The 19,872-nt window shown below is 62.7% G+C and carries 17 protein-coding genes; 5 read left to right on the top strand and 12 right to left on the bottom strand.

Going from position 1 to position 19,872, the window contains the following annotated elements; translation table 11 throughout:
* Window positions 1-29 precede the first annotated feature (29 nt).
* Complete coding sequence (pdsR, locus tag AAF358_06800; protein MEM7705242.1) at window positions 30-728, bottom strand: proteobacterial dedicated sortase system response regulator; 699 nt, start codon at window positions 726-728, stop codon at window positions 30-32.
* Between the two features lie 266 nt (window positions 729-994).
* Between pdsR and AAF358_06805 the strand changes: the two genes are divergently transcribed.
* The 3 genes from AAF358_06805 (at window position 995) to AAF358_06815 (ending at window position 4,294) form a co-directional block, all read left to right on the top strand.
* Window positions 995-2,974, top strand: coding sequence for a VIT domain-containing protein (locus AAF358_06805; GenBank protein ID MEM7705243.1), 1,980 nt, complete (start codon window positions 995-997; stop codon window positions 2,972-2,974).
* Window positions 2,974-3,573, top strand: a complete 600-nt coding sequence (locus tag AAF358_06810) for a class GN sortase (GenBank protein ID MEM7705244.1) — start codon at window positions 2,974-2,976, stop codon at window positions 3,571-3,573. Before AAF358_06805 ends, AAF358_06810 begins: the two co-directional genes overlap by 1 nt.
* Before the next feature lie 70 nt (window positions 3,574-3,643).
* Window positions 3,644-4,294 carry a DUF2959 domain-containing protein gene (locus AAF358_06815; protein MEM7705245.1) on the top strand — a complete coding sequence of 217 codons (651 nt, stop codon included), beginning with the start codon at window positions 3,644-3,646 and terminating at the stop codon, window positions 4,292-4,294.
* Here AAF358_06815 and AAF358_06820 read toward each other — a convergent pair.
* The 3 genes from AAF358_06820 to djlA are packed head-to-tail and all read right to left on the bottom strand — an operon-like array spanning window position 4,272 to window position 6,258.
* Entirely contained in the window at window positions 4,272-4,811 is a 540-nt protein-coding gene (locus AAF358_06820) for an RDD family protein (protein ID MEM7705246.1), read from the bottom strand. The two genes, AAF358_06815 and AAF358_06820, sit on opposite strands and share 23 nt — an antisense overlap.
* Window positions 4,812-4,819: 8 nt before the next feature.
* Window positions 4,820-5,485, bottom strand: coding sequence for a ribulose-phosphate 3-epimerase (rpe, locus tag AAF358_06825; GenBank protein MEM7705247.1), 666 nt, complete (start codon window positions 5,483-5,485; stop codon window positions 4,820-4,822).
* A 14-nt stretch (window positions 5,486-5,499) separates the two neighbouring features.
* Entirely contained in the window at window positions 5,500-6,258 is a 759-nt protein-coding gene (gene djlA, locus AAF358_06830) for a co-chaperone DjlA (protein MEM7705248.1), read from the bottom strand.
* A gap of 151 nt (window positions 6,259-6,409) precedes the next feature.
* On the opposite strand from djlA, the gene AAF358_06835 reads away from it, so the two are divergent.
* Together AAF358_06835 and AAF358_06840 are read left to right on the top strand one after the other, a co-directional pair.
* Window positions 6,410-7,303, top strand: coding sequence for a phosphoribosylaminoimidazolesuccinocarboxamide synthase (locus tag AAF358_06835; GenBank protein MEM7705249.1), 894 nt, complete (start codon window positions 6,410-6,412; stop codon window positions 7,301-7,303).
* A gap of 84 nt (window positions 7,304-7,387) precedes the next feature.
* Window positions 7,388-7,843: an Mpo1-like protein gene (locus AAF358_06840; GenBank protein ID MEM7705250.1), complete on the top strand. Its 456-nt coding sequence runs from the start codon at window positions 7,388-7,390 to the stop codon at window positions 7,841-7,843.
* A 32-nt stretch (window positions 7,844-7,875) separates the two neighbouring features.
* On the opposite strand, the gene AAF358_06845 is transcribed toward AAF358_06840, so the two are convergent.
* From AAF358_06845 to lpdA, 8 genes are all read right to left on the bottom strand, one after another.
* Window positions 7,876-10,389: an MMPL family transporter gene (locus AAF358_06845; protein MEM7705251.1), complete on the bottom strand. Its 2,514-nt coding sequence runs from the start codon at window positions 10,387-10,389 to the stop codon at window positions 7,876-7,878.
* Entirely contained in the window at window positions 10,386-11,465 is a 1,080-nt protein-coding gene (locus tag AAF358_06850) for a YCF48-related protein (protein ID MEM7705252.1), read from the bottom strand. The genes AAF358_06845 and AAF358_06850 overlap by 4 nt, the downstream gene beginning before the upstream one ends.
* A 69-nt stretch (window positions 11,466-11,534) precedes the next feature.
* Entirely contained in the window at window positions 11,535-12,884 is a 1,350-nt protein-coding gene (locus tag AAF358_06855) for a DUF1329 domain-containing protein (GenBank protein ID MEM7705253.1), read from the bottom strand.
* A gap of 12 nt (window positions 12,885-12,896) precedes the next feature.
* Entirely contained in the window at window positions 12,897-14,693 is a 1,797-nt protein-coding gene (locus tag AAF358_06860) for a DUF1302 domain-containing protein (protein ID MEM7705254.1), read from the bottom strand.
* Window positions 14,694-14,703: 10 nt separating this feature from the next.
* Window positions 14,704-16,866, bottom strand: coding sequence for a lipase (locus AAF358_06865; protein MEM7705255.1), 2,163 nt, complete (start codon window positions 16,864-16,866; stop codon window positions 14,704-14,706).
* Between the two features lie 127 nt (window positions 16,867-16,993).
* On the bottom strand, window positions 16,994-17,425 hold the full coding sequence (locus tag AAF358_06870; protein ID MEM7705256.1) for a DUF3429 domain-containing protein: 432 nt from the start codon (window positions 17,423-17,425) through the stop codon (window positions 16,994-16,996).
* A 78-nt stretch (window positions 17,426-17,503) separates the two neighbouring features.
* On the bottom strand, window positions 17,504-18,055 hold the full coding sequence (locus AAF358_06875) for a YSC84-related protein (protein ID MEM7705257.1): 552 nt from the start codon (window positions 18,053-18,055) through the stop codon (window positions 17,504-17,506).
* A gap of 13 nt (window positions 18,056-18,068) precedes the next feature.
* Complete coding sequence (lpdA, locus tag AAF358_06880; protein ID MEM7705258.1) at window positions 18,069-19,868, bottom strand: dihydrolipoyl dehydrogenase; 1,800 nt, start codon at window positions 19,866-19,868, stop codon at window positions 18,069-18,071.
* Between the last annotated feature and the right edge of the window lie 4 nt (window positions 19,869-19,872).

Raw genomic sequence — 19,872 nt, forward strand, 5'->3', positions numbered from 1 at the left:
ACCCCTGACCCGTGTGCCCGTCAGCGCCGCTATTCGGGCCCCGCGCGCCAGCGGTAACCGGCCCCGTGTACCGTATCAATCCAGTCAAACGACGGATCGACCGCCACAAACTTCTTGCGAATACGCTTGATGTGCGAGGTGATGGTGGACGCATCAACAACGACGTTCGCATCGTCCATGAGCTGATCGCGGGATTTCACGTGGCCGGGGAAACGGGCCAACGTATGCACCATCCAAAACTCGGTGACCGTCAGCGGGACCGGCGCGTCTTTCCACAGCGCCGCCATCCTTTCCAGCGCCAGCTTCAGATCGCCCTGGATCACCTGCGAGGATTCGGGATCCGGAGAGCGCAGCGCCTCGATGCGGCGAAACAGCGCCACGACCCGGGCCAGCAGATGCTGCAGGCTGATATCTTTGGTCAGATAGTCATCAGCTCCCAGCCTGAGCCCTGAAATGACGTCGAGATCGCTGTCCCGGGCGGTCAGAAAAATAATGGGCAGCGAGCGGGAGCGACCGCGCAGCTCGCGGCACAGCTCAAAGCCCCCCTCCGGCTCGCTTCCCAAACCGATATCGATGATCACCAGATCGGGCAAGCGATTAAGAAAGCCCGCAAGCGCGCTGGCGCGGTCGCGAAAGCCCTCACACTCGTAGCCGTAGCGGCTGAAGGCGCTGACGTAGTTTTCCCGAATGGCCGCGTCATCCTCGACGATGGCAATTTTCCGGCTCATAGACATTCCTCCCGCTGATCATCCCTGAAGCTGATGTTCATCGTACTGAAACTTCCCAAGCCGGTCGCGGCAATCGGTTCGACGCCACACAAATGCCACAAATGGCCACAGCTAGTCCACAGCCGCTGCCCGAGCCTGCCCCCACCCGGTGTTTTGATGGCAGCTCCTCAAGACCTCCCGCTGGTGTCAGGAAGACGCCTCGCCCCAGGGACGGGGCATCACAAAGGACCGGAGGTTTCGCCGCTGATCATAGGAGTAAGAAGCTGATGAACTCACGACCGTGGCGCTGGCTGCGCCGCCTGACCCACAAGGACTGGGTGCTGTTGTGCCTGGCGCTCGGCTTTGGTCTCGCGCTGAGCCTGCGGGCTGCCGCTGATCCGATCGGCGACCCGTTTGGCGAGGTCAGCAGCGGCTCGCTGATGCTCACCACGGGTGAGCCGGGAGAAATGGTGCCCGGCCCGCAGCTGAGCACCGACGTGACGATGGAGATTTCGGGCATGGTTGCCGAGGTGACGGTGGTGCAGCGCTTTCGCAACAACAGCGGTCAGTTTGCGGAGGCCGTCTACCTGTTTCCGCTCCCGGACGACGCCGCGGTCAACGCCATGCAGATGCGCATTGGCGATCGGCTGATTGTCGGGGAGATTCAGGAGAAGGCTCAGGCGCAGGCAACCTACCGCGAGGCGGTGCAGTCGGGTCGCCGAGCGTCACTGCTCGACCAGAACCGCCCCAACCTGTTCACCTCCCGGGTGGCCAACCTCGGCCCCGGCGAGGAAATTGAGGTGGAAATCGCTTACGTGCAGCCGCTCGAATGGAACGCCGGGCAGTTTCGCCTGCGCTTTCCCATGGCGGTGACGCCGCGCTTCGACCCTCGCGCCCCTGGCTCAGAGGTAACCCCGGTGCGGCCGGAGGTGAACCCGACGACACTACAAATTCACCTCATGCCTGGCTTCGAGCTGAGCCGACTGCAGAGTCTTTACCACGATGTAGAGATCGAGCAGCGGGGCTCCAGCTATCGGCTGGGCCTTAGCGAGCTGGCGGTGGCGGCTGACCGGGACTTTGAGCTCGTGTGGGAGCCGCTGCTGAAAGCTGGCCCCCAAACGGCTCTATTCAGCGAACACCATGATGGGGAGGATTACGCGCTGCTGATGATCATGCCGCCCCAGCCTGAGTACCTTCATCAGCAGCCCCGGGAGCTGATTTTTGTCCTGGATTCGTCCGGCTCGATGTTTGGCGATTCGATGGCGCAGGCCAAGGCCTCGATCGAAATGGCGCTCGGCACTCTGACCGATAGCGACCGCCTCAACGTGATCGACTTCGACAGCGAGGCCCGACAGCTATTTCCGCGCTCTGTCGCCGCCACCACTGCCAACATCGGCCGCGCGCTGGCGTTTGTTGACGCCCTGGAAGCCGACGGCGGTACCGATATCGGGGCTGCCTTGCACCTGGCGCTGGAAAACCAGCCCGACCCAGGTGTTCTGCGGCAGGTCGTATTCATTACCGACGGCAGCGTCGCCAACGAGCGGGAGCTGTTCAGCCTCATCGAGCAGAAGCTCGGGGATAGCCGCCTTTTCACAGTTGGGATCGGTTCGGCCCCGAATAGCTACTTTATGCGCAAGGCGGCGCAGTTTGGACGCGGCAGCTATAGCTTCATCGGGAGTGCCGAACAGGTTGCAGAAAATATGGATCGCCTGCTGAGTCGGCTCGAATATCCGGCCCTCAACAATCTCTGCCTCGATTGGCCAGGCTTTGCCGAAACGTACCCCACCCGCCTCCCGGATCTCTATCTTGGAGAGCCGCTGATGGTCCACGTCCGTTCGGAGCAGCTCAAGGGTGCCGCGGAGGTATGCGGCGACACGTCGCTGGCGAGCTGGAATGCGCACCTGGATCTTAAGAAGGCCCAACCGGGACGTGGCATCGCCACGCTGTGGGCCCGCAGCCGGGTCGCAGCCCTGATGGACGATCTCGCCCTGGGCGGTGACCCGGCTACGATCCGGGACGCCGTGCTCAAAACGGCCCTGAGCCATAGGCTGGTCACGCGCTACACCAGTTTTGTGGCCGTAGACAAAACGCCCGTGCGCCCGGCGGAGATGCCTTTGGCGACCAGCCGGATGGCGCCACTGCCGTCGGCAGCCCTGAACCTGACGATGCCCGCCGGCGGAACCGGTGCAACCGGGCGGCTGGTCTTTGGCCTCATGCTGCTGCTCATCGGCGCCACGGTGGTGCAGCGGTTGCGGCACGACGCCTGATGGTCGTGCGGCAGCATCAGAAGCCGGCTCGAACCGGCAGGTGGTTTGCCGGTTGGACCATCATCGTCGGGGGCCTCCTGCTGCTGGCCCAGGGGCTATATCTCCCGGCCAAGGCCCAGGTCGCTCAATGGCTGCTGGGGCAGGCGTGGGCGAAGACCGAAGCGGACGGAGGCCTGCACTCACCCTGGCCCTGGGCGGACGGACATCCGGTGGCGCGCCTTCGATGGCCCGCGGGCGGGGTCAGCCAGATTGTGCTCTCCAGCGCGAGCGCGCGAGCCATGGCGTTTGGACCGAATCACGTCGGCGCCAGCGCCCTGCCCGGCGCCCCGGGGCATGTTGTGGTCAACGCGCATCGGGACACCCATTTCGCTTTCCTCGGAAAGCTGGCGGCCGGCGATCAGCTGGTGCTCGAGCACCCGAGCGGTCAACGTTGGTACCGCGTTTTCAGCCGTCAGGTGGTGGACCTTGAGCACCAGGCGATCCAGCTCAACCCGGAGGCAGATCTTTTGACTCTGGTCACCTGCTGGCCGCTAAACGCTCTGACCGCCGGCGGTACCCAGCGACTCCTCGTCCATCTGCGGCCGGAGAAACCGGCGTAGCGGGCGGGCTGACCTGTGGTTCAGCCCAGCGCGATTCATTAAACTGACGTTTTTCCCAGAGCGACACCCCATGAAACGACCGCTGCTGCTAGCCGCCGCCACGCTGGCCGCTTTAGCTACCCTGTCCGCCTGCTCCAGCGCCTACTACGGCACGCTAGAGTCCTTTGGGGTACACAAGCGCGAAATCCTGGTCGACCGAGTCGATGAGGCACTCGAAAGCCAGGAAGATGCGCAGGAACAGTTTGCCAACGCGCTGGAACAGTTTTCTGCGGTCACGGCCTTTGACGGCGGTGATCTCGAAGACCTCTACGAAGATTTGAACGACAGCTTCGAGCGCAGCGAATCCCGAGCGGCGGACGTCCACGACCGCGTGGAATCCGTCCGCAAAGTCGCCGGCGATCTCTTCGATGAGTGGGAGGAAGAGCTGGAGCAATACTCCGACGCGTCGCTGCGTCGCCAAAGCGAACAGTCGCTTCGCGATACGCGCCGCCGCTATCAGCGCCTGATCGGCGCCATGGAGTCAGCGGAACAGCGCATCGATCCGGTGCTGAGCCGATTCCGCGATCAGGTGCTGTTTCTCAAGCACAATCTCAACGCCCGGGCGGTGGCCTCGCTGCGGACGCAGCTCACCGGCATCGAAAGCGACGTGCAGGATCTCATTAGCGCCATGAACGAGTCGATCAGCGAGGCGCGTTCATTTATCGAGCAGATGGAAACCTGAGATTCGGCGATGGCTCGGTCGGCGCGACGCGACGGTTTCGCCAGTCCACCGTCTGAAGGGCCTGCGGGTGTTCGACCAGCTCCTCGCCCGAGAGCTCGCGCATGGAGCCATCCGCCACAACGCAGGTGCCCGCCGCCAGATCCGCCAGGGTCCGGCGGCGACGATCAAACAGCAGCCACAGCCAGCCTGGCGGAAACGCCATGGCCAGCACCAGCCTGATGAGCATTTGCCACCAGCGGGGGCGGCTGCCATCCTTTAGCCGGACGATTTCCTGAGAACACAGCCAGCCGCCCACCGTGCGGCTATATAGCAGCCAGCCTGCCGCAACGTACGACACAGTGACACCGTTGAGCAGAACTGTCGTCATGGTCGCCGCCCACGGCTCGGTCGCGTTCTTTCCGAGCAGAATCGCGATCAGCACCCCTGAAAGCACGCCGGTCAGCAGCAAATCCCACAGCAACGCCCCGAGCCGGTACCAGAACCCGACAAACTCAACGCGGCGTTGGGGTTGCTCCACTAGAGTTCCTAGCTTGCAGCGATCGCCGCGCGCATAGCGCTGATCGTCTGGGCGTAGTCGTCTGTGCCAAAAATGGCTGACCCTGCGACAAACGTATCGGCACCCGCCGCGGCAATTTCGCCGATGTTGTCAACCTTGACCCCACCGTCTACCTCGAGCCTGATCTCGAAGCCCGACCGATCGATCAGCTCACGGGCGCGGCGCAGCTTGTCCAGCGTCGAGGGGATAAATTTTTGGCCACCAAAGCCCGGGTTGACGGACATCAGCAGAATGATGTCCACCTTGTCCAGCACGTAGTCCAGCGCCTCAAGGCCCGTGGCCGGATTAAAAACCAGCCCCGCAAGGCAGCCCGCCTCGCGAATCAGCGCCAGGCTTCGGTCGACGTGCCGGCTGGCCTCAGGGTGAAAGGTGATTGAGCTGGCGCCGGCCTCGGCAAAATCCGGGATCAGGCGATCGACTGGTTCGACCATCAGGTGCACGTCGATCGGTGCGCTGATCCCATAATCTCGCAGCGCCTGACAGACGAGCGGGCCGACGGTCAAATTTGGAACATAGTGATTGTCCATGACGTCAAAATGCAGCCAGTCGGCGCCGGCGGCCAGCACCGCGGCAGCATCTTCACCAAGACGCGCAAAATCAGCTGAGAGCAGGGAGGGGGCAATAACTGGCGGCATGTTAATCCTTTCGATCAGTGCGGGTTGCGCTCGTTGCGAATCTGGTCGTACGCCGCCCGAATCTCGGCGGTCTTCTGTTTCGCCAGCTCCAGCATCTCCTTCGGGAGGCCTTTGGAGACCAGCTTGTCGGGGTGGTTCTGACTGGTCAGGCGGCGGTAGGCCTGCTTGACGGCCCGGTCGTCGGCTCCGCGCTTCAGACCGAGGACCTCAAAGGGGTCGTCAAAGCGTCGGCTGCGGTTCGACTGGACCGCCGTGCGCCGGTTGATCATGAGGTCGACCTCATGGGCGCTGACACCGAGGGCTATCGCACATTTCTCCACGATCGCGTGGGCCTGGTAGCTTAAGTTTCCGTCGGCACAGCCCGCATCCAGCAACACCTCGATCAGCAGGCGAGCCAGCTGCGGCTGCGATCCGCCGCTGCTGCGCAGTTCGCTCAGCGTGATCCCAAGGTTAAATTCGTTGCGTTTGCCGCGGTTAAACAGGCGGATCGCCACCTGGCGTTGGTCCGCCGTGAGCTGCATCCGCTCCATCACCTGCTGGGCGACCTGAATTTCCCGCTCGGAGACCCGGCCGTCCGCCTTCGCGATGTGTCCCATGATCAGAAATAGCGCCTGAAAAAAGGACTGCTGGGCTGCGCTGGCGTCGAACAGGGAAAGATGCCCGAGGTTCATGTCCACCGCGTGACCGATGGCGGCGCCAACAAATAGCCCCACGGGACCGCCGAACGCCAAACCGATCCCGCCGCCCACGAGTTTTCCGTAAAAACCTGCCATCAACCAACCTCAAAAACCATCCCTATTGTAAGGGAACAGCGGGCCGATGAGTTGGGCTGCGGACCGAATCGCCGGGTGCCTGGGCGATCGAGGGAAGCCGGTTGTAACGCCCCGGAGCTGTACAATAACGGTTTGTCTTATTGGACCCGACATGCCCGACGCTGAGCTGATTTTCGAGACGCACCTCGACCACCTGCCGCTGCTGCACCGCGGCAAGGTGCGTGACGTCTACGACGCCGGGGACAATCGACTGCTCATGATTACGTGCGATCGCCTTTCCGCCTTCGACGTGGTGCTGCCCACCGCCATTCCCGGCAAGGGCGCGTTGCTTAACGCCATGTCGCGTTTCTGGTTTGACAAGACCCAGCGCCTCATCAAAAACCATCTGCTCAACGACCCGGCCGCGGACATCATCGGTGACCACCCGCAGCAGGCCGCGCTGGTGGCCCGTTCGGTGGTCAGCCGTCGACTCGACGGGCTGCCGGTGGAAGCGATTGTCCGGGGCTACCTCGCCGGCTCCGGCTGGGCGGACTATCAGCGCGACGGTCAGGTTTGCGGCCATCCCCTCCCGGCCGGCCTGAACCAGGCGCAGCAGCTCCCACAGGCGATTTTCACGCCGTCGACCAAGGCTGAGGTGGGTAATCACGACGAAAACATCAGCCGTCAGCAGGCCGCTGACCTCATCGGCGAAGACCGAGCGAGAGAATTGGAAGCGGTCAGCCTGCAGCTCTACCGATTTGCGGCGGACTACGCGCGCGAGCGCGGGATCATCATCGCCGACACCAAGTTTGAATTTGGCCTGAATCAAGACCAGGAGCTGGTTTTGATGGATGAAATCCTCACCCCGGATTCCAGCCGCTTCTGGCCCGCGAGCGACTACCGCACGGGCATCAGTCCGCCATCGTATGACAAACAGTTCGTCCGAGACTACCTGGAGACGTTGGACTGGGACAAAACGGCGCCAGGGCCCGCGCTGCCGCCGGAGATAGCGGCCCAGACGGCAGCCAGGTACGCCGAAGCCATGGAACAGCTCAGCGGAAGCTGAAACTGCGGAACAAGGCCGTGTCACCGGCCCGCGAATGTTTTACCATTTTATTTCCCGATATCGTTGAGCGTTGGAAACCCCGTTATGAAATCCGTCCACACCTGGTTTGAGCAATACGGCGTCAGCCACCAGAATCCGGTCAACAAACGGATCCACTGGATCTGCGTTCCCCTGATCTATTGGAGCGTCTATGCGCTGCTGAGCGCGGTGCCGAACGGGCCCTTACCCGACGCCTGGACCTGGGGCCTGGTGGTGATGGCGCTTGGGCAGGCTTACTACCTGGTTTTGTCACCATCGCTGGCGCTCGGGCTCCTCGCCTTTAACGCGGTGGTGGTGCTCACCGCCAGCGGGTTAGCCGACCTAAGTGTTTCGCTGGGCTGGGCTGGAGTGGTGGTCTTTGTGCTGGCGTGGATCGGACAGTTCATCGGTCACAAGATCGAGGGCGCGAAGCCCTCGTTTTTTGAAGACTTGCAGTTCCTGATGATCGGCCCAGCCTGGCTGATGGGCTTCGTTTACCGACGGCTGGGCTATCAATACTGAGGTTTGACGGCCGGTCGGCTGACCGGCCGCGGTCATGCGGGCTGTTCGACGGGCGTCGTCTCGGGCGCAGCCTTCGGGTTTGACGGCAGGAGGAATCGAGCCAATGCCGGCAGCAGTACCACTGCGCTGACCATGTTCAGGAAGAACATGAACGCCAGCAGTTTGCCCATGTCAGCCTGGAACTGGAGCGCCGAGAAGATCCAGGTGCCGACGCCTATGGCCAGCGTGAAGGCGGTGAAGACCACGGGCTTGCCCGTTTGCTTCAGCGCGTGGAAGTAGGCCTCTTTGAGGTCCATCCCACCCTTCAGACAGTCCGACAGCCGGCTGTAGATATAAATGCCGTAATCCACACCGATACCTACACCGAGCGCCACCACCGGCAGCGTGTTCGTTTTAAGCCCAATACCGAGAGCAGCCATCAGCGCGTAAGCCAGCACGGACACCAGCGCCAGCGGCACGACGATACAGATGGTGCCGCGCAGCGATCGGAAGGTGATGCTGCAAAGGATGATGATTGCCAGATAAACCAGCACAAGCATCGGGAACTGCGCCGCGCCAACGACCTCGTTGGTTGCCGCCGCCACTCCGACGTTGCCCGTTCCCAGACGGAAGTTGACTTCGCCTTTGCCCAGCTCGTCCTTGGGCTTCGGTTCGTAGAGCGTAATGGTCTGGCCCGGGTTGCCGAGACCCGCTGCCACCTCGCTCTCGCTGCCGACGTCATACTGGCGACGATAGTCTTTGACGGCGTCAACCACCCGCGTGATGGTCTGGGCCTTGTGATCCTCGGTAAACACGATGACCGGCATAGCGTCGCAGTTAGCGTTCAGCAGCCCGGTATCGGTCTCGATCGACTGAAGGTTCTGCCGCATCACAAAGTTATCGCGCGGCAGGACACGCCAGCGCATGTTGCCTTCGTTCCAACCCGAGTTGATCGTTTTTGCCACCCAGGGCAGCGTAATCACCTGCTGAACGCCGGGCACGTTGTACATGTGCCAGGCAAAGCGATCGATGTTTTCCATCGCCAGGAAGTCTTCGGTGCAGGCCTGCGGGCTCGCCTCCACGATCACCGACACCGAGTCTACGCCCAGCGAAAAGCGCGAAGAGATGACGTCCGCATCCTGGTTGTAGCGGGAATCGGGCCGCAGCTCAGGTACGCCGGCCTGCGAGTCGCCGATCTGCATGTCCTGGCCCTTGATGTAGCCAAACGCAAACAGCCCGGCGGCCACCAGCAGCGCGGTTGCGGCCACCGGCGTATCGGTGAGTCGGCTCAGCGCACGCCATAGCCGATCCAGACGTTCGCTGCGTCGATCCTGGGCGTCACGCCAGGTCTCAACGTCGCGGATTTTCACCAGCGACAGCAGAATCGGCAGCAGCACCAGGTTGGTCAGGATGATCAGCGCAACACCGATAGAGGCTGTGGTCGCCAGCTCCCGGATGATCCGGATTTCGATAAACAGGATGGTTAGAAAGCCGATGGTGTCCGACAGTAGCGCAATCGCGCCTGGCGCCAGCAGGCTGCGGAATGTTTTCCGGCAAGCGGTCATGGAGCTCGCGCTCTTCGGCTCAACCCCTGGGGCCAGCGGCTCGAACTGACCGTACATGACCTCGCAGCTCCAGGCGTTGATCATTTGGACGCCGTGGCTAACGCCGATCGCAAAAATCAGAAACGGCGTCAGGATATTCATCGGGTCGATGCCAAAACCCAGCAGCTTCAGGGCACCCAGCTGCCAGATCACGGCAACCACCGAACACAGCAGCGGCAGCATGGTGAGCTTGAGCGACCCGCAATAGAGATAGAGCAGGATTGCGGTAATCACGAGGGCAACACCAAAGAACCAAATGACGGACTTGGCGCCTTCCGCAATATCTCCGACAATCTTGGCAAAACCGATGATGTGAACCGACAGACCTTCGGTGGCAAACTGCTCGCGGATTTTCTCCAGGTCTGCCGCTACCCGCTGGTAGTCGAGCATTTCGCCGGTTGCCGGGTCTTCCTCCATCAGATCGGCCCAGACCATGGCGCCGCCGAAGTCTTCCGCCACCAGACGACCCACCACCCCGGACTTCACGATGTTGCCGCGCACCCGCTCGAACATCTCGTCACCGGGTGCGAAATCCGACGGGATGACGTTGCCGCCGGCAAACCCGTCTTCGACGACCTCAACAAATCGCACGTTGGGCGTGAAGATCGATCGGACGCTCGCCCGGTTGACGCCCGGGACAAAGAACACTTCGTTGGTGATGCCCTCGATGGCGGCAAAAAAATCGGGCGTGAACATGTTGCCGTCGTCGGCCATCACCGCCACGAGCAGCCGGTTGGCACCGCCATACTCCGCCTCGTAGTCGAGGAACGTCTGCATATACTCGTGCTGCAGGGGCAGCTGCTTCTTAAAGCCCGCGTCGACCCGCAGTTGTGCCGCGTAAAAGCCCATCACCGCCGTGATCGCTGCAAACAGCAGCAGGATCGGCATGCGGGCGCCAAAGATGGCGCGCTCCAGGACGCCGGTCAGCCCACCGACGTGACCCGCTTCGTGTGGAACACTCATCGCAGCACCTGCTCAAGTGGATAGCGCCAGCTACCGCCCTCACCGACCATCACCAGGCCCGAATCGACGATCACCACCGCAGCGATGTCGTTGCCCTCAGCGAGCTCAAGCGAGCGGATCTGATCGTCGGCCAGCACAAGCACCTCGCCGTTGACTCCAACCATGACCACCTCGCCGCTGCTGAGCTGGACCGCGCCGTTCAATGAATTGAGCGAATCGGTGTCGAGCTGCTGCCAGCTGCTGCCGGCGTCCACAGACACAAACGCGTTGCCGCGCAGGCCGAACGTCAGAAGCCGGTCCTGCCCCAGCGTTAGGGCACCGAACATGGAGCCGCCGTAGGGGAGTACGAGCTCCTGCCAGGTTTCCCCTTCGTTGCGGCTGCGGTAACCGTTGCCCTGCTCCGCCGCGATGTAGAGCGTGCCGTCCGCAAGCTTGGTCATGCCGTTCAGGTGATAGTCAACTCCGATATCGAATTCGTCGTCGTACGCATAGGGGTCGTTGGCAGCGGCACCCTGCTCATCCGAAGCTTCCTCGTCCGCGGCGTCGTCAGCGAGTTCCAGGCTGGCCACCTCCCAGCTTTGACCACCGTCAGAAGTTCGGAGGAAAACCGCGTAGGCGCCGACGGCAAAGCCGCGCTGCTCATCGAGGAAAAAAATATCGAGCAGAGGACTGTTTGCCTCGGGATCGAAGACGTCAGGGCTCGAATACTGGCGCTGCCAGCTCTGTCCCCCGTCAGCGCTGTGCACAATCACCTGATCATGCCCGGCCGCCCACACCCGATCGCCCAGGCTGAAGACCGCAGTCAGCGTGGAGCGTGTCGGAACGTCCGCCACCTGCTCCCAGCTTTCGCCTTCGGTCGAGCGCAGGATATGCCCTCGCTCGCCCACCGCCACCAGCCCACTGCCGGTCGTGGCCACATCGAGCAGCATGGACTCACCGGCGCGGGGCATTGCCTCGGATGAGGCAACGCTGGAGTTGAACTGCGAGGCGTCCGCCTCGTCATCGCCTTGCGCTAGCACCGCACCGTATGACAGCACGGCCGTGGACATCAGCGCGGCCAGGCTGCGCCATGACAACACTTTCCGCAACTTCAGAGCTCTATGCCCAGCTGGCGACTGAAGTCACCTTGCTTTTCAAGCGTCCCACTAGCGCCGGCCGCGGGTTCGCAGGGCCTGCGGAGTGTAGTCCCCCGGGTTGCCCGGCTGGTCAAACACGTTGACGTCGTCGTTGTTGTCCAGACCGACCGCCACATAGCGACCGGACTGCAGATCGTGATGGACCTCAACCGTGCTCCAATAGGTGGGCACCTCGTAGTAGTTCACGCCGTGCGCCTCGGAAAAACGCCACAGCTCGTCGCGACCATCGTAGTGGTCGATCAGCACAATCTGGTAGCTGTCCTCGTCGAGGTAGTAGGTCCGGCGGCTGTTGATGTGCCGTTGGCCGTCTTTCAGCGTGCCTTCGAAAACCCATACGCGGTGTTTCTCGTAGCGCATCAGGTCGGGGTTCAGATGGCCGGGCCGCACGAAGTCGTCGTAGCTGAGCCCTTCCTTGTGGGCTTTGTAAGAGTTGTACGGCACGTACATCTCGCGCTTGCCCTTCATCTCCCAGTTGAACCGGTCCATAGCGCCGTTGAACATATCGGTCATGTCGTTGGTACGCAGACCGTCGGAAGCCGTGCCCGGGTTGTCGTACGCGACGTTGGGCGCCCGCCGAACCCGACGCTGGCCGGGGTTGTAGATCCACGCCTGGCGGAATTGCTCAATCTGGTTCAGGGTCTCGTGAACCAGCAGCACGTTACCGGCCAGCCGGGCCGGCGACTCAACCACCTGGTAGAAATACAGCAGAATGTTTCTGACGTCCGCCAGCGTGTTGCCTTCGACGTAGTAGAGCCCAAGCAGCTCCTCCCGCAGCTTGACGGCCGTATATTTGCCGTCGGCCGTCGGCGCCACCTGGTTGTTATAGCGAAACCCCCCGGTGCCCTTGTACTTGAGCTTGTGATTCCACATCAGTTCGTAGGGCGTCTCGGGGAAAGGGAACGGAAACCCTTCGGCGACGTTGACCACACCCTCGCCGTTGGCAACGATCTTGCCGGTGGCGCCGTTCTTTTTGGTCATCTCGTAGGTGCGCTCGGGAAAGCTGGCGCTGCGCCGCGAGGGGTAAACGTCCATCCGGTAGGTGTCGTAGCGCTTCAGCATCGCGACCTGACCCGGAGACAGGAACTCTTCGTACTCGCCCACGTTGGCACCCGTGATGGCAAACATGACCTCGTCGCCCGGGAACGGATCGGGGTGATGATCGCCGGGGCTGTAGCCCGCCGGCGCCTCGGTGATGCCACCCTCCCACGCCGGGATTGTTCCGTCCGCGTTGCCGGCTCTCTCAGACCCCATGGGGGTCAGGTCACCGTCCAGTCTGTCTACCTGATCAGGCTTGGCGCCGGCGAGAACACTGCCCGCGAAAGCGGCCGCCAGAGCGGTAAGAACCAATCGACTTTTCATGAATAACTCCGATTAAAAGGCATAGCTGATGGAGGCCGACACAAAGTCCCTGTCCTGCAGCAGGTTTTGCAGTCCGGCTCCGTAAAAGCGGGTGTAGCCAACGTCGCCCCGCCATTTCTCCAGATAGGAGGCACCGAGGCTCAGGGTCAGCGATTTACGATCCTCAATGAAGGCACCGCCCGGACCCGGGCTTGTGCCGCTGACGTCGTGGTTGAACGCAATCTGCGGAAACAGGTTGTACGCGCTGCCGAAGGCCGAGTTGTAGTCCAGGCGACCCAAGAGGCGATAGCCCCAGGAGGTTTTGTCCGGAAAACCCGTCGCCTGAGTTACCGGGTTGCGAAGGGCGCCACCGGTAAGCAGGTCAGCGCCACCGCCGGTGTCGGTACCAGGACCCTGGTATCGAAGCACGTCCTGCGAGGGGAGGTCCCAGACCTGGGTGACGCCGAACTCCGCCAGGAACACCGCCTGGTCAGATCCCAGCGTCGATCCGAACACGCGAGACAGGCTGAACTGCAGCTGGGTGAACTCGTGCTCTTCCCAGCCACGGATCTCCTGTCCAGGGGCAACGGTTCCGAGCTGGCTGATGAAACGATCAGCCGGCGCCGGGATGGCTGCGTTCAGCGGCGAGAGAGCGGCAAACAGGAGCTCCACGTCGTCGATCTGCAGCGGCTGATTATCGCGGTAGGAAATCTCGCCGGCAAACGCCCAGCCGCCGATCTCCGTGTTCCAGCTCAGGCCGAACATCTCGATATCTTCCGGATACTCCACAAAGTAGCGGGCAGAATCCGCGTTGGAGTCTGTAACGGCAATGCCCGACAGCAGCGGCAGTCGGCTGTGGTAGCGCATGTAGTAAAAGCCGAACTCGGTGTCGTTCAGCTCCGGTGAGTAGTAGCGGAACGCCACACCAAACTGGCCGGATTCATCCGGACTGCGGTCAAAGCGCCGCGGAACGGTCAGGCCCGGCGTTTGCTCAGGAAATAGGCCAAACCCCAGCATGACAAAGTCGCCGCCGGGGGTGCCAAAGTCGTTAGTGCCGAAGTACGAGCCCGACGGATCCGGATCGATCTGCTCGAATTCAAACTGGACCACCGCTTCGACCGAGAGGTTTTCGGTCAGGCTGAGCGAGGCCCACAGCGAATCCACGGGCAGGAACGCCTGCCGCAGCTCAGCGCCGGCGACCCGCAGCCTCGACACGTCAACCGGATTCACGATGTTGATACCGCCCTGGATAAACGCGCTTTCGCCCCAGTTCACGACCTGGCGGCCCAGGCGAACGGTACCGGGGTTGTTGCCGATCGAGAAATCATAGAACAGGAAAGCGTCGAGCAACCGGGTGTCTTCTCCGACAAACTCCCGCGCATCACCGAAGGCGCCGTCGCGAGGCGCCAGGAAGCTGCCCGTGTTTTCGAAATCGTAGAAGCTTGAGAAGCGGAAGAAGCCGCCGAAATCGCGGTACGTCAGCGAGAGCTCGCTGGTCAGAGCGACGGCGTGGGTGATCAGGTCCCCATCGTCATAGTTGAGATTGCCGGAGTCGTTGTTGACGGAAAACCGCCCGGGTGCAGCAACCTGTTCTTCGATCGGCCGAAAGCCGATCAGCGGATCCAGAGCCGCTTTGCCGACGCAGTCACGACAGCGATCTTCGACCCGCCAGGACGCCCCGTAGGAAATGGTGGTGTCCAGGTAACCCTGCAGCTCCCCCTTACTGAATTCGAAGCCGAAGGCCGGCAGGGTGGTGAGTGACGCTGCCGCCGCCAGGGCAAAAGCCGGGGCCAGTCGGGCTGCTGAGCGATGGTGATTGTCCGTTTTCATCAGTTGCTCCTCAATTGCCTGCCAGGATTTCGGGGACGACAACCTGAACGGCCGTGCCGTTGCTGCCGACCATGCTGGCGGCCTGCGTTTGCATCTCGAGCGTTGCCTCCGGTGATGGGTCCGGGCTGAGAATCGAACCGTGTCCGCCCACCAGGAACCGGGTCACGCCGCGGATCCCGTCGGGGTTCTGCGTGGTTTGGGTAATCGGGTTAAGGCCCATCGCCGCAATCAGCGGCTCCGTGCCGGAAAGGGGAAAGCCGGGTACCGAATTGGGTATCACCTGATCCGGTGGACTGAACGCGCTGCCCACCACTTCCTGAATCAACACCGGCTGCACGGCCGCGGCGAGCGCGGCCCAGTTGATCGGGTCCGAAGAGTCGGTCACGGTCTGGGCAGCGAGCACAAATGTATCGAAGTCCTCGGTGCCAGGCTCGATGCCACTCTGCGCGAGGCCGGCAAGGATAGACGGGCCGAAGGCGGGAGAGCCGAGCAGCAGCCCGACAATGCCGCCGCCGGGTACTGACAGCACCCCCGTCTGGACCGCGCTGTCGAAGCGTGCGCCTTCCACCGCCAGGAAGGGGATGCCGTTGATCGCGCCGAGCGACTGGCCGACAAACCGGACCTGAGAATCGTCGAGGTCTGACTGTCCGTCACCGTCGAGGTCCATGTTGCCGAGGCTAACCGCAAGCACGCTGAGGTCCGCCTGCGCCTGGCGATTGTTGTCTCGCGAAGTCAGCAGGCTCGTCAGATTAATAAAGTAGGTCCCGGAGGCGTCGATCAATCCGTCCGGGCCCTGAGCTCCCGTAGCGTTGTCGGCAAAATCCGCGTCGAAGGTCCGTTCGTCAGCGAGCGGCCCAAAGGGGGTATTTTCGACATAGAGCGCGTCCAGCGGGCCGCCATTTGGCACAATCCCGTGCAGCGGCTGATCGATGGAAATCACCGCAAAGCCCGTGGCGGCCATGGCCTCGGCCACCGCCAGCGCGTCGGTTCGATCTCGCGTGATGCCGTGCTGGTAAATCACCACCGGCCAGCCCGCCGGCGGGCGCGACATGCCGCTGGCCGCGTTGGGCAGGGTGGCCAGCACCGGGATGGTCTGGGTCGACTTCACCACCGGGATTGGATTGAGAAACGTCACGTTGGTTGAGGTGGGATCCAGCCCCAGCGTGTCGAAGGGCGGGACATAAGCTCCGGGCGACGCCTCCCAGCTGCCGCCAAGAATCGCGGTTGGGTTGGTAGCGGTTGGTGTGTCCAGGTAGTAAGGCACCGACATAACGCCGATGTAGATATCGGCGATGCCGTTCAGTCCAAGCGCAGCCGTGGTCAGGCCGCTGAAGGCGAACTGCGACGGCTGCGGGTTGATGGTGCCGCGCACCGCGTTGAGTACCGGCGTGATCGATTGGGTGGTGGCAACCCAGCTCACAACCACGTCGTCGGACGGGATACCCACGCTGGCGAGCGCCGCCTCCTGAGCATTTGTGAGCTGGCGCAGCGGCTCTAGCGCCTGTGCCAGGGAGTCGGTCAGCAGCGGATCGGTGCTGGCGCCGGTGTCGTCAATCAACGGGTCGGTACGCTGGGCGAGGAAATACTGCTGGTCAGGCGTCGCATTATTGCCGACGAGGTCGGTGACGCCACGCGTGATCACGGCCATATAGGTGGTGATCTCTTTCAGTGGCCTGATGGGCACAATCACAATCGACTGTTCTAGCGGATTAGTGGTGGAAACGGTCGTGACAAAGTCGACCCCTGGCGTCAACTCCTCGATGACGGCCACCACCGGGCCGGCCGGCTGTGCAAGCGCCACCTCAAAGAGCCGGACGGTTTGTCCCGGCAGCACCGTGCTGGCGTCGATCGAACTGGAGAAGCTGGCCTGCCAGGGTGTGGTGGTGCCCCAACCGTCAAGCGCGTTGATCGCCAGCAGCGGCCCAGCCGCCGGATCGGTGGGGTCGGCGATGGGTAGATTCAGCGTCAGGTCACCGGTGCCCAAGAAGAGCAGATTGTTCGGCAGAGGAACCACGCCGTCGGACGGGGCAAAAACCGCGGTCAGCACGCCGGTGGTTGGCTGTCCGTTGTCGTTGGTTACGGGAGGGGCGTCGACGGCGCCGGGGGCATTACTACCGCCGCCACAGCCGACCAAAACCACCAGCATCGCGAGAGATATCCCTGAAATGCGCATCGCGGTCAGTCCTTTTACGGGGAGGGTCAGGCGCCCATCATAAGAACTGTGACAGGTTTATTGCAAGCTGGACCAGCGAAGTCCTGCATCGGCGCTGGCGCGCCGTTTAGCCGGTTTTTTGCTCGGCTTAGAAATACAGCCCGTAAGCGAGGATCGCGTGACAAACGAGCGCCGGAACCGTGAGCTGGGTACGCAGGATGGGATACCAGCGCGGAGCCCCGGTTGGCGCCGCAACCAGCCCAAACAGCCAGGCGGCCAGGTAGCTCACGCCGAGCAGCAGCACACCCCACCTTGGCTCCAGCACCAGGGCGATGAACGCCAGCATCACGGGCACCATGGCGAGCACAAGTTCGCGCGTTCTAAGGTGGTCCAGCACCATGCCCGCACCCCAGCGAATCCCGCCCAGAAAGGCCAGCACCAGACCCGAATAAATCATAAAGCCAAGGAGCGCAAAGCCCGGGAAAATCGGCCCATCAGCGACGAAGCTGACGGAGAACACGAGCAGCGGCAGCGCACCGATATAGCCGATCCAGCGGGCGTTTTCCGGAATCTCAGGCACTGCCGCTTCGCCCCCCCAGCCGCCTGTCGACAGCCGGCGTGGCGACCCGCCGCTGGCGTGCGATGGTGGCGGGCACCCTCAGCGGATTGGCTCGAAGCGGAATTTCTGGCCGCCGATCGACGCCTGATACATCAGGCCGCCCTTGGCCTGGGTGTAAACAGCGACTCCGTTGCGAAAGTTGGCATTGGCCGACACACCCTCGCGCAACGCAACGGCAGACGCCTGGCCGGAAAAGCTGAACTCGCCGGACTTGAACCAGTCCATGGCGTCCTGGGAGTTGAAGAAAATCACCTCGCTGTAAGCCTGGCCACCCAGCTGAAGGCCAACGCTCGCCTGGGTCATATCGCAATACCCGATAAAGTTGCCGCGCTCGTAGACCTGCCCCCGGCCGTAGGCGCCGCCGACGCCGGCCGCGCCGGCGCCGATCGTTGGAAAGACCGCGTAGCCAACCGCGGTGTCGAACAATCGTTCGATGCCCGGATCGGTTTCCTGGAAGCGATAGATCGTTTCCTGCGTCATATCATCGAGCTGGTTGGCGCGATAGCCTGCCCGCGGCGACACGGCGCAACCGGCCAGGGCGATGGCGAGCAGCACAAGCAACGCGGTGTGGAGATGCAGTCTCTGTCTCATGTTTCTGAATACCTTAGTTGGCCGCCTTTTTAGGCATGTACAAGTCGGTAATGGTGCCTTCAAACGCTTCGGCAGAAAAGGCCACGGTTTCCGATAAGGTGGGGTGTGGGTGGATCGTCAAACCCACATCCGCAGCGTCGCAGCCCATCTCGATGGCAAGCCCGACTTCCGCGATCAGGTCACCGGCATGCGGCCCGACGATGCCCCCACCGACAACACGCTCGGTTTGCGGATCGAACAACAGCTTGGTCATGCCCTCACTGCGGGCAAGCCCCAGCGCACGACCGCTGGCGGCCCAGGGAAACACCCCCTTCTCGACCACAATCCCCTGCTCTTTGGCCTCCAGTTCGGTGAGCCCAACCCACGCCACCTCCGGATCGGTGTAGGCCACGGACGGGATGACCCGCGCCTCAAAGGCGCTCTTCATGCCCGCGCAGACCTCTGCCGCCACCTTGCCCTCGTGAGTCGCCTTGTGCGCGAGCATCGGCTGACCGACGATGTCGCCGATGGCGAAGATATGCGGGACGTTGGTGCGCAGCTGGCGGTCCACGCTGATAAAACCACGATCAGAAATGTTGACGCCCGCCAGCTCGGCACCGATGTTCTTGCCGTTGGGGCTGCGCCCCACGGCGACGAGGATCCGGTCGAAGGTGTCCTCGGCGGGCGCCTGATCACCTTCAAAGCTCGCTTTGAGCCCCGCATCTTCGGCCACCACCGTCGTCACCCGGGTCTTCAGAAAGATGTTTTCGTAGCGGCCTTTGACGAAGCGGTGAAATGGCTTCACCAGATCCAAATCCGCGCCCGGCATCAGCTGGTCCATCAGCTCGCAGATGGTCACCCGGGTGCCCAGCGCCGCGTACACGCTGGCCATCTCCATGCCGATGATACCGCCGCCGATTATCAGCATACGCTCGGGGATGTCGCTGAGGTCCAGGGCGTCGGTCGAATCCATCAGCCGCGGGTCATCCCAGGGCATGCCCGGCAGCTTGATCGCCTGCGAGCCCGCCGCGATGATCGCCTTCTCAAAGCCAACCCGGGTCACCTGCTCGCCGTCGGATACCTCGATGGTATTGGGAGAGCTGAAGCGCCCATAGCCCTTGATGACCGTCACCTTGCGCTTTTTGGCCAGCCCCTTCAGGCCGCCGGTCAGCTGGCCTACCACCGAGTCTTTAAACTGGCGAAGCTTGTCCAGATCGATGGCGGGAGTCCCGAAGCTGACGCCGTGTTCCGCCATCGCCGCCGCCTCGTCAATGACCGCTGCGGTGTGCAGCAGCGCCTTGGAGGGAATGCAGCCGACGTTCAAACAAACGCCGCCGAGTGCCGGGTACCGTTCGATGAGCACGGTTTCCAGCCCCAGATCTGCGGCGCGAAACGCTGCGGTATAGCCGCCGGGACCGGAGCCGAGCACCACCACCTGGGCCCTTATGTCGGCGCCTTCATCCGGTAATCCGCCCGATGCCTGACCGACTGGCTGGGGCGGTGCCTGGGTTGGTTTCTGGGCCGGAGTCGGCGCGGGCGGCGCGGCGCTCGCCGGCGATGCTGGCGCTGCCTTGTCCGTTGCGCCGGCCTCCGCGCTGGCCATAAGTTCGATGATCGGCGTGCCTTCGGAAACCGAATCGCCGACCTGGACTAGCACCTCGCTCACCGTCCCCGCCTGTGGCGCGGGGATCTCCATAGTGGCTTTGTCGCTCTCCAGCGAAATCAGCGATTGCTCCTGCTCCACCTCATCACCCGCAGCCACCAGCACCTCGACCACCGGCACGTCGGCGAAATCACCGATGTCCGGAACCTTGACCGTGACAGATTTGCTCATAGAC

Source organism: Pseudomonadota bacterium (genome assembly GCA_039033415.1).
GTDB lineage: Bacteria > Pseudomonadota > Gammaproteobacteria > Xanthomonadales > SZUA-38 > JANQOZ01.

Coding starts and splice junctions, on each gene's coding strand:
- AAF358_06860 (MEM7705254.1), bottom strand. CDS start 14,693: ATGAAAACGGACAATCACCATCGCTCAGCAGCCCGACTGGCCCCGGCT.
- AAF358_06855 (MEM7705253.1), bottom strand. CDS start 12,884: ATGAAAAGTCGATTGGTTCTTACCGCTCTGGCGGCCGCTTTCGCGGGC.
- AAF358_06805 (MEM7705243.1), top strand. CDS start 995: ATGAACTCACGACCGTGGCGCTGGCTGCGCCGCCTGACCCACAAGGAC.
- AAF358_06865 (MEM7705255.1), bottom strand. CDS start 16,866: ATGCGCATTTCAGGGATATCTCTCGCGATGCTGGTGGTTTTGGTCGGC.
- AAF358_06875 (MEM7705257.1), bottom strand. CDS start 18,055: ATGAGACAGAGACTGCATCTCCACACCGCGTTGCTTGTGCTGCTCGCC.
- lpdA (MEM7705258.1), bottom strand. CDS start 19,868: ATGAGCAAATCTGTCACGGTCAAGGTTCCGGACATCGGTGATTTCGCC.
- AAF358_06845 (MEM7705251.1), bottom strand. CDS start 10,389: ATGAGTGTTCCACACGAAGCGGGTCACGTCGGTGGGCTGACCGGCGTC.
- AAF358_06840 (MEM7705250.1), top strand. CDS start 7,388: ATGAAATCCGTCCACACCTGGTTTGAGCAATACGGCGTCAGCCACCAG.
- AAF358_06815 (MEM7705245.1), top strand. CDS start 3,644: ATGAAACGACCGCTGCTGCTAGCCGCCGCCACGCTGGCCGCTTTAGCT.
- pdsR (MEM7705242.1), bottom strand. CDS start 728: ATGAGCCGGAAAATTGCCATCGTCGAGGATGACGCGGCCATTCGGGAA.
- djlA (MEM7705248.1), bottom strand. CDS start 6,258: ATGGCAGGTTTTTACGGAAAACTCGTGGGCGGCGGGATCGGTTTGGCG.
- AAF358_06835 (MEM7705249.1), top strand. CDS start 6,410: ATGCCCGACGCTGAGCTGATTTTCGAGACGCACCTCGACCACCTGCCG.
- AAF358_06810 (MEM7705244.1), top strand. CDS start 2,974: ATGGTCGTGCGGCAGCATCAGAAGCCGGCTCGAACCGGCAGGTGGTTT.
- rpe (MEM7705247.1), bottom strand. CDS start 5,485: ATGCCGCCAGTTATTGCCCCCTCCCTGCTCTCAGCTGATTTTGCGCGT.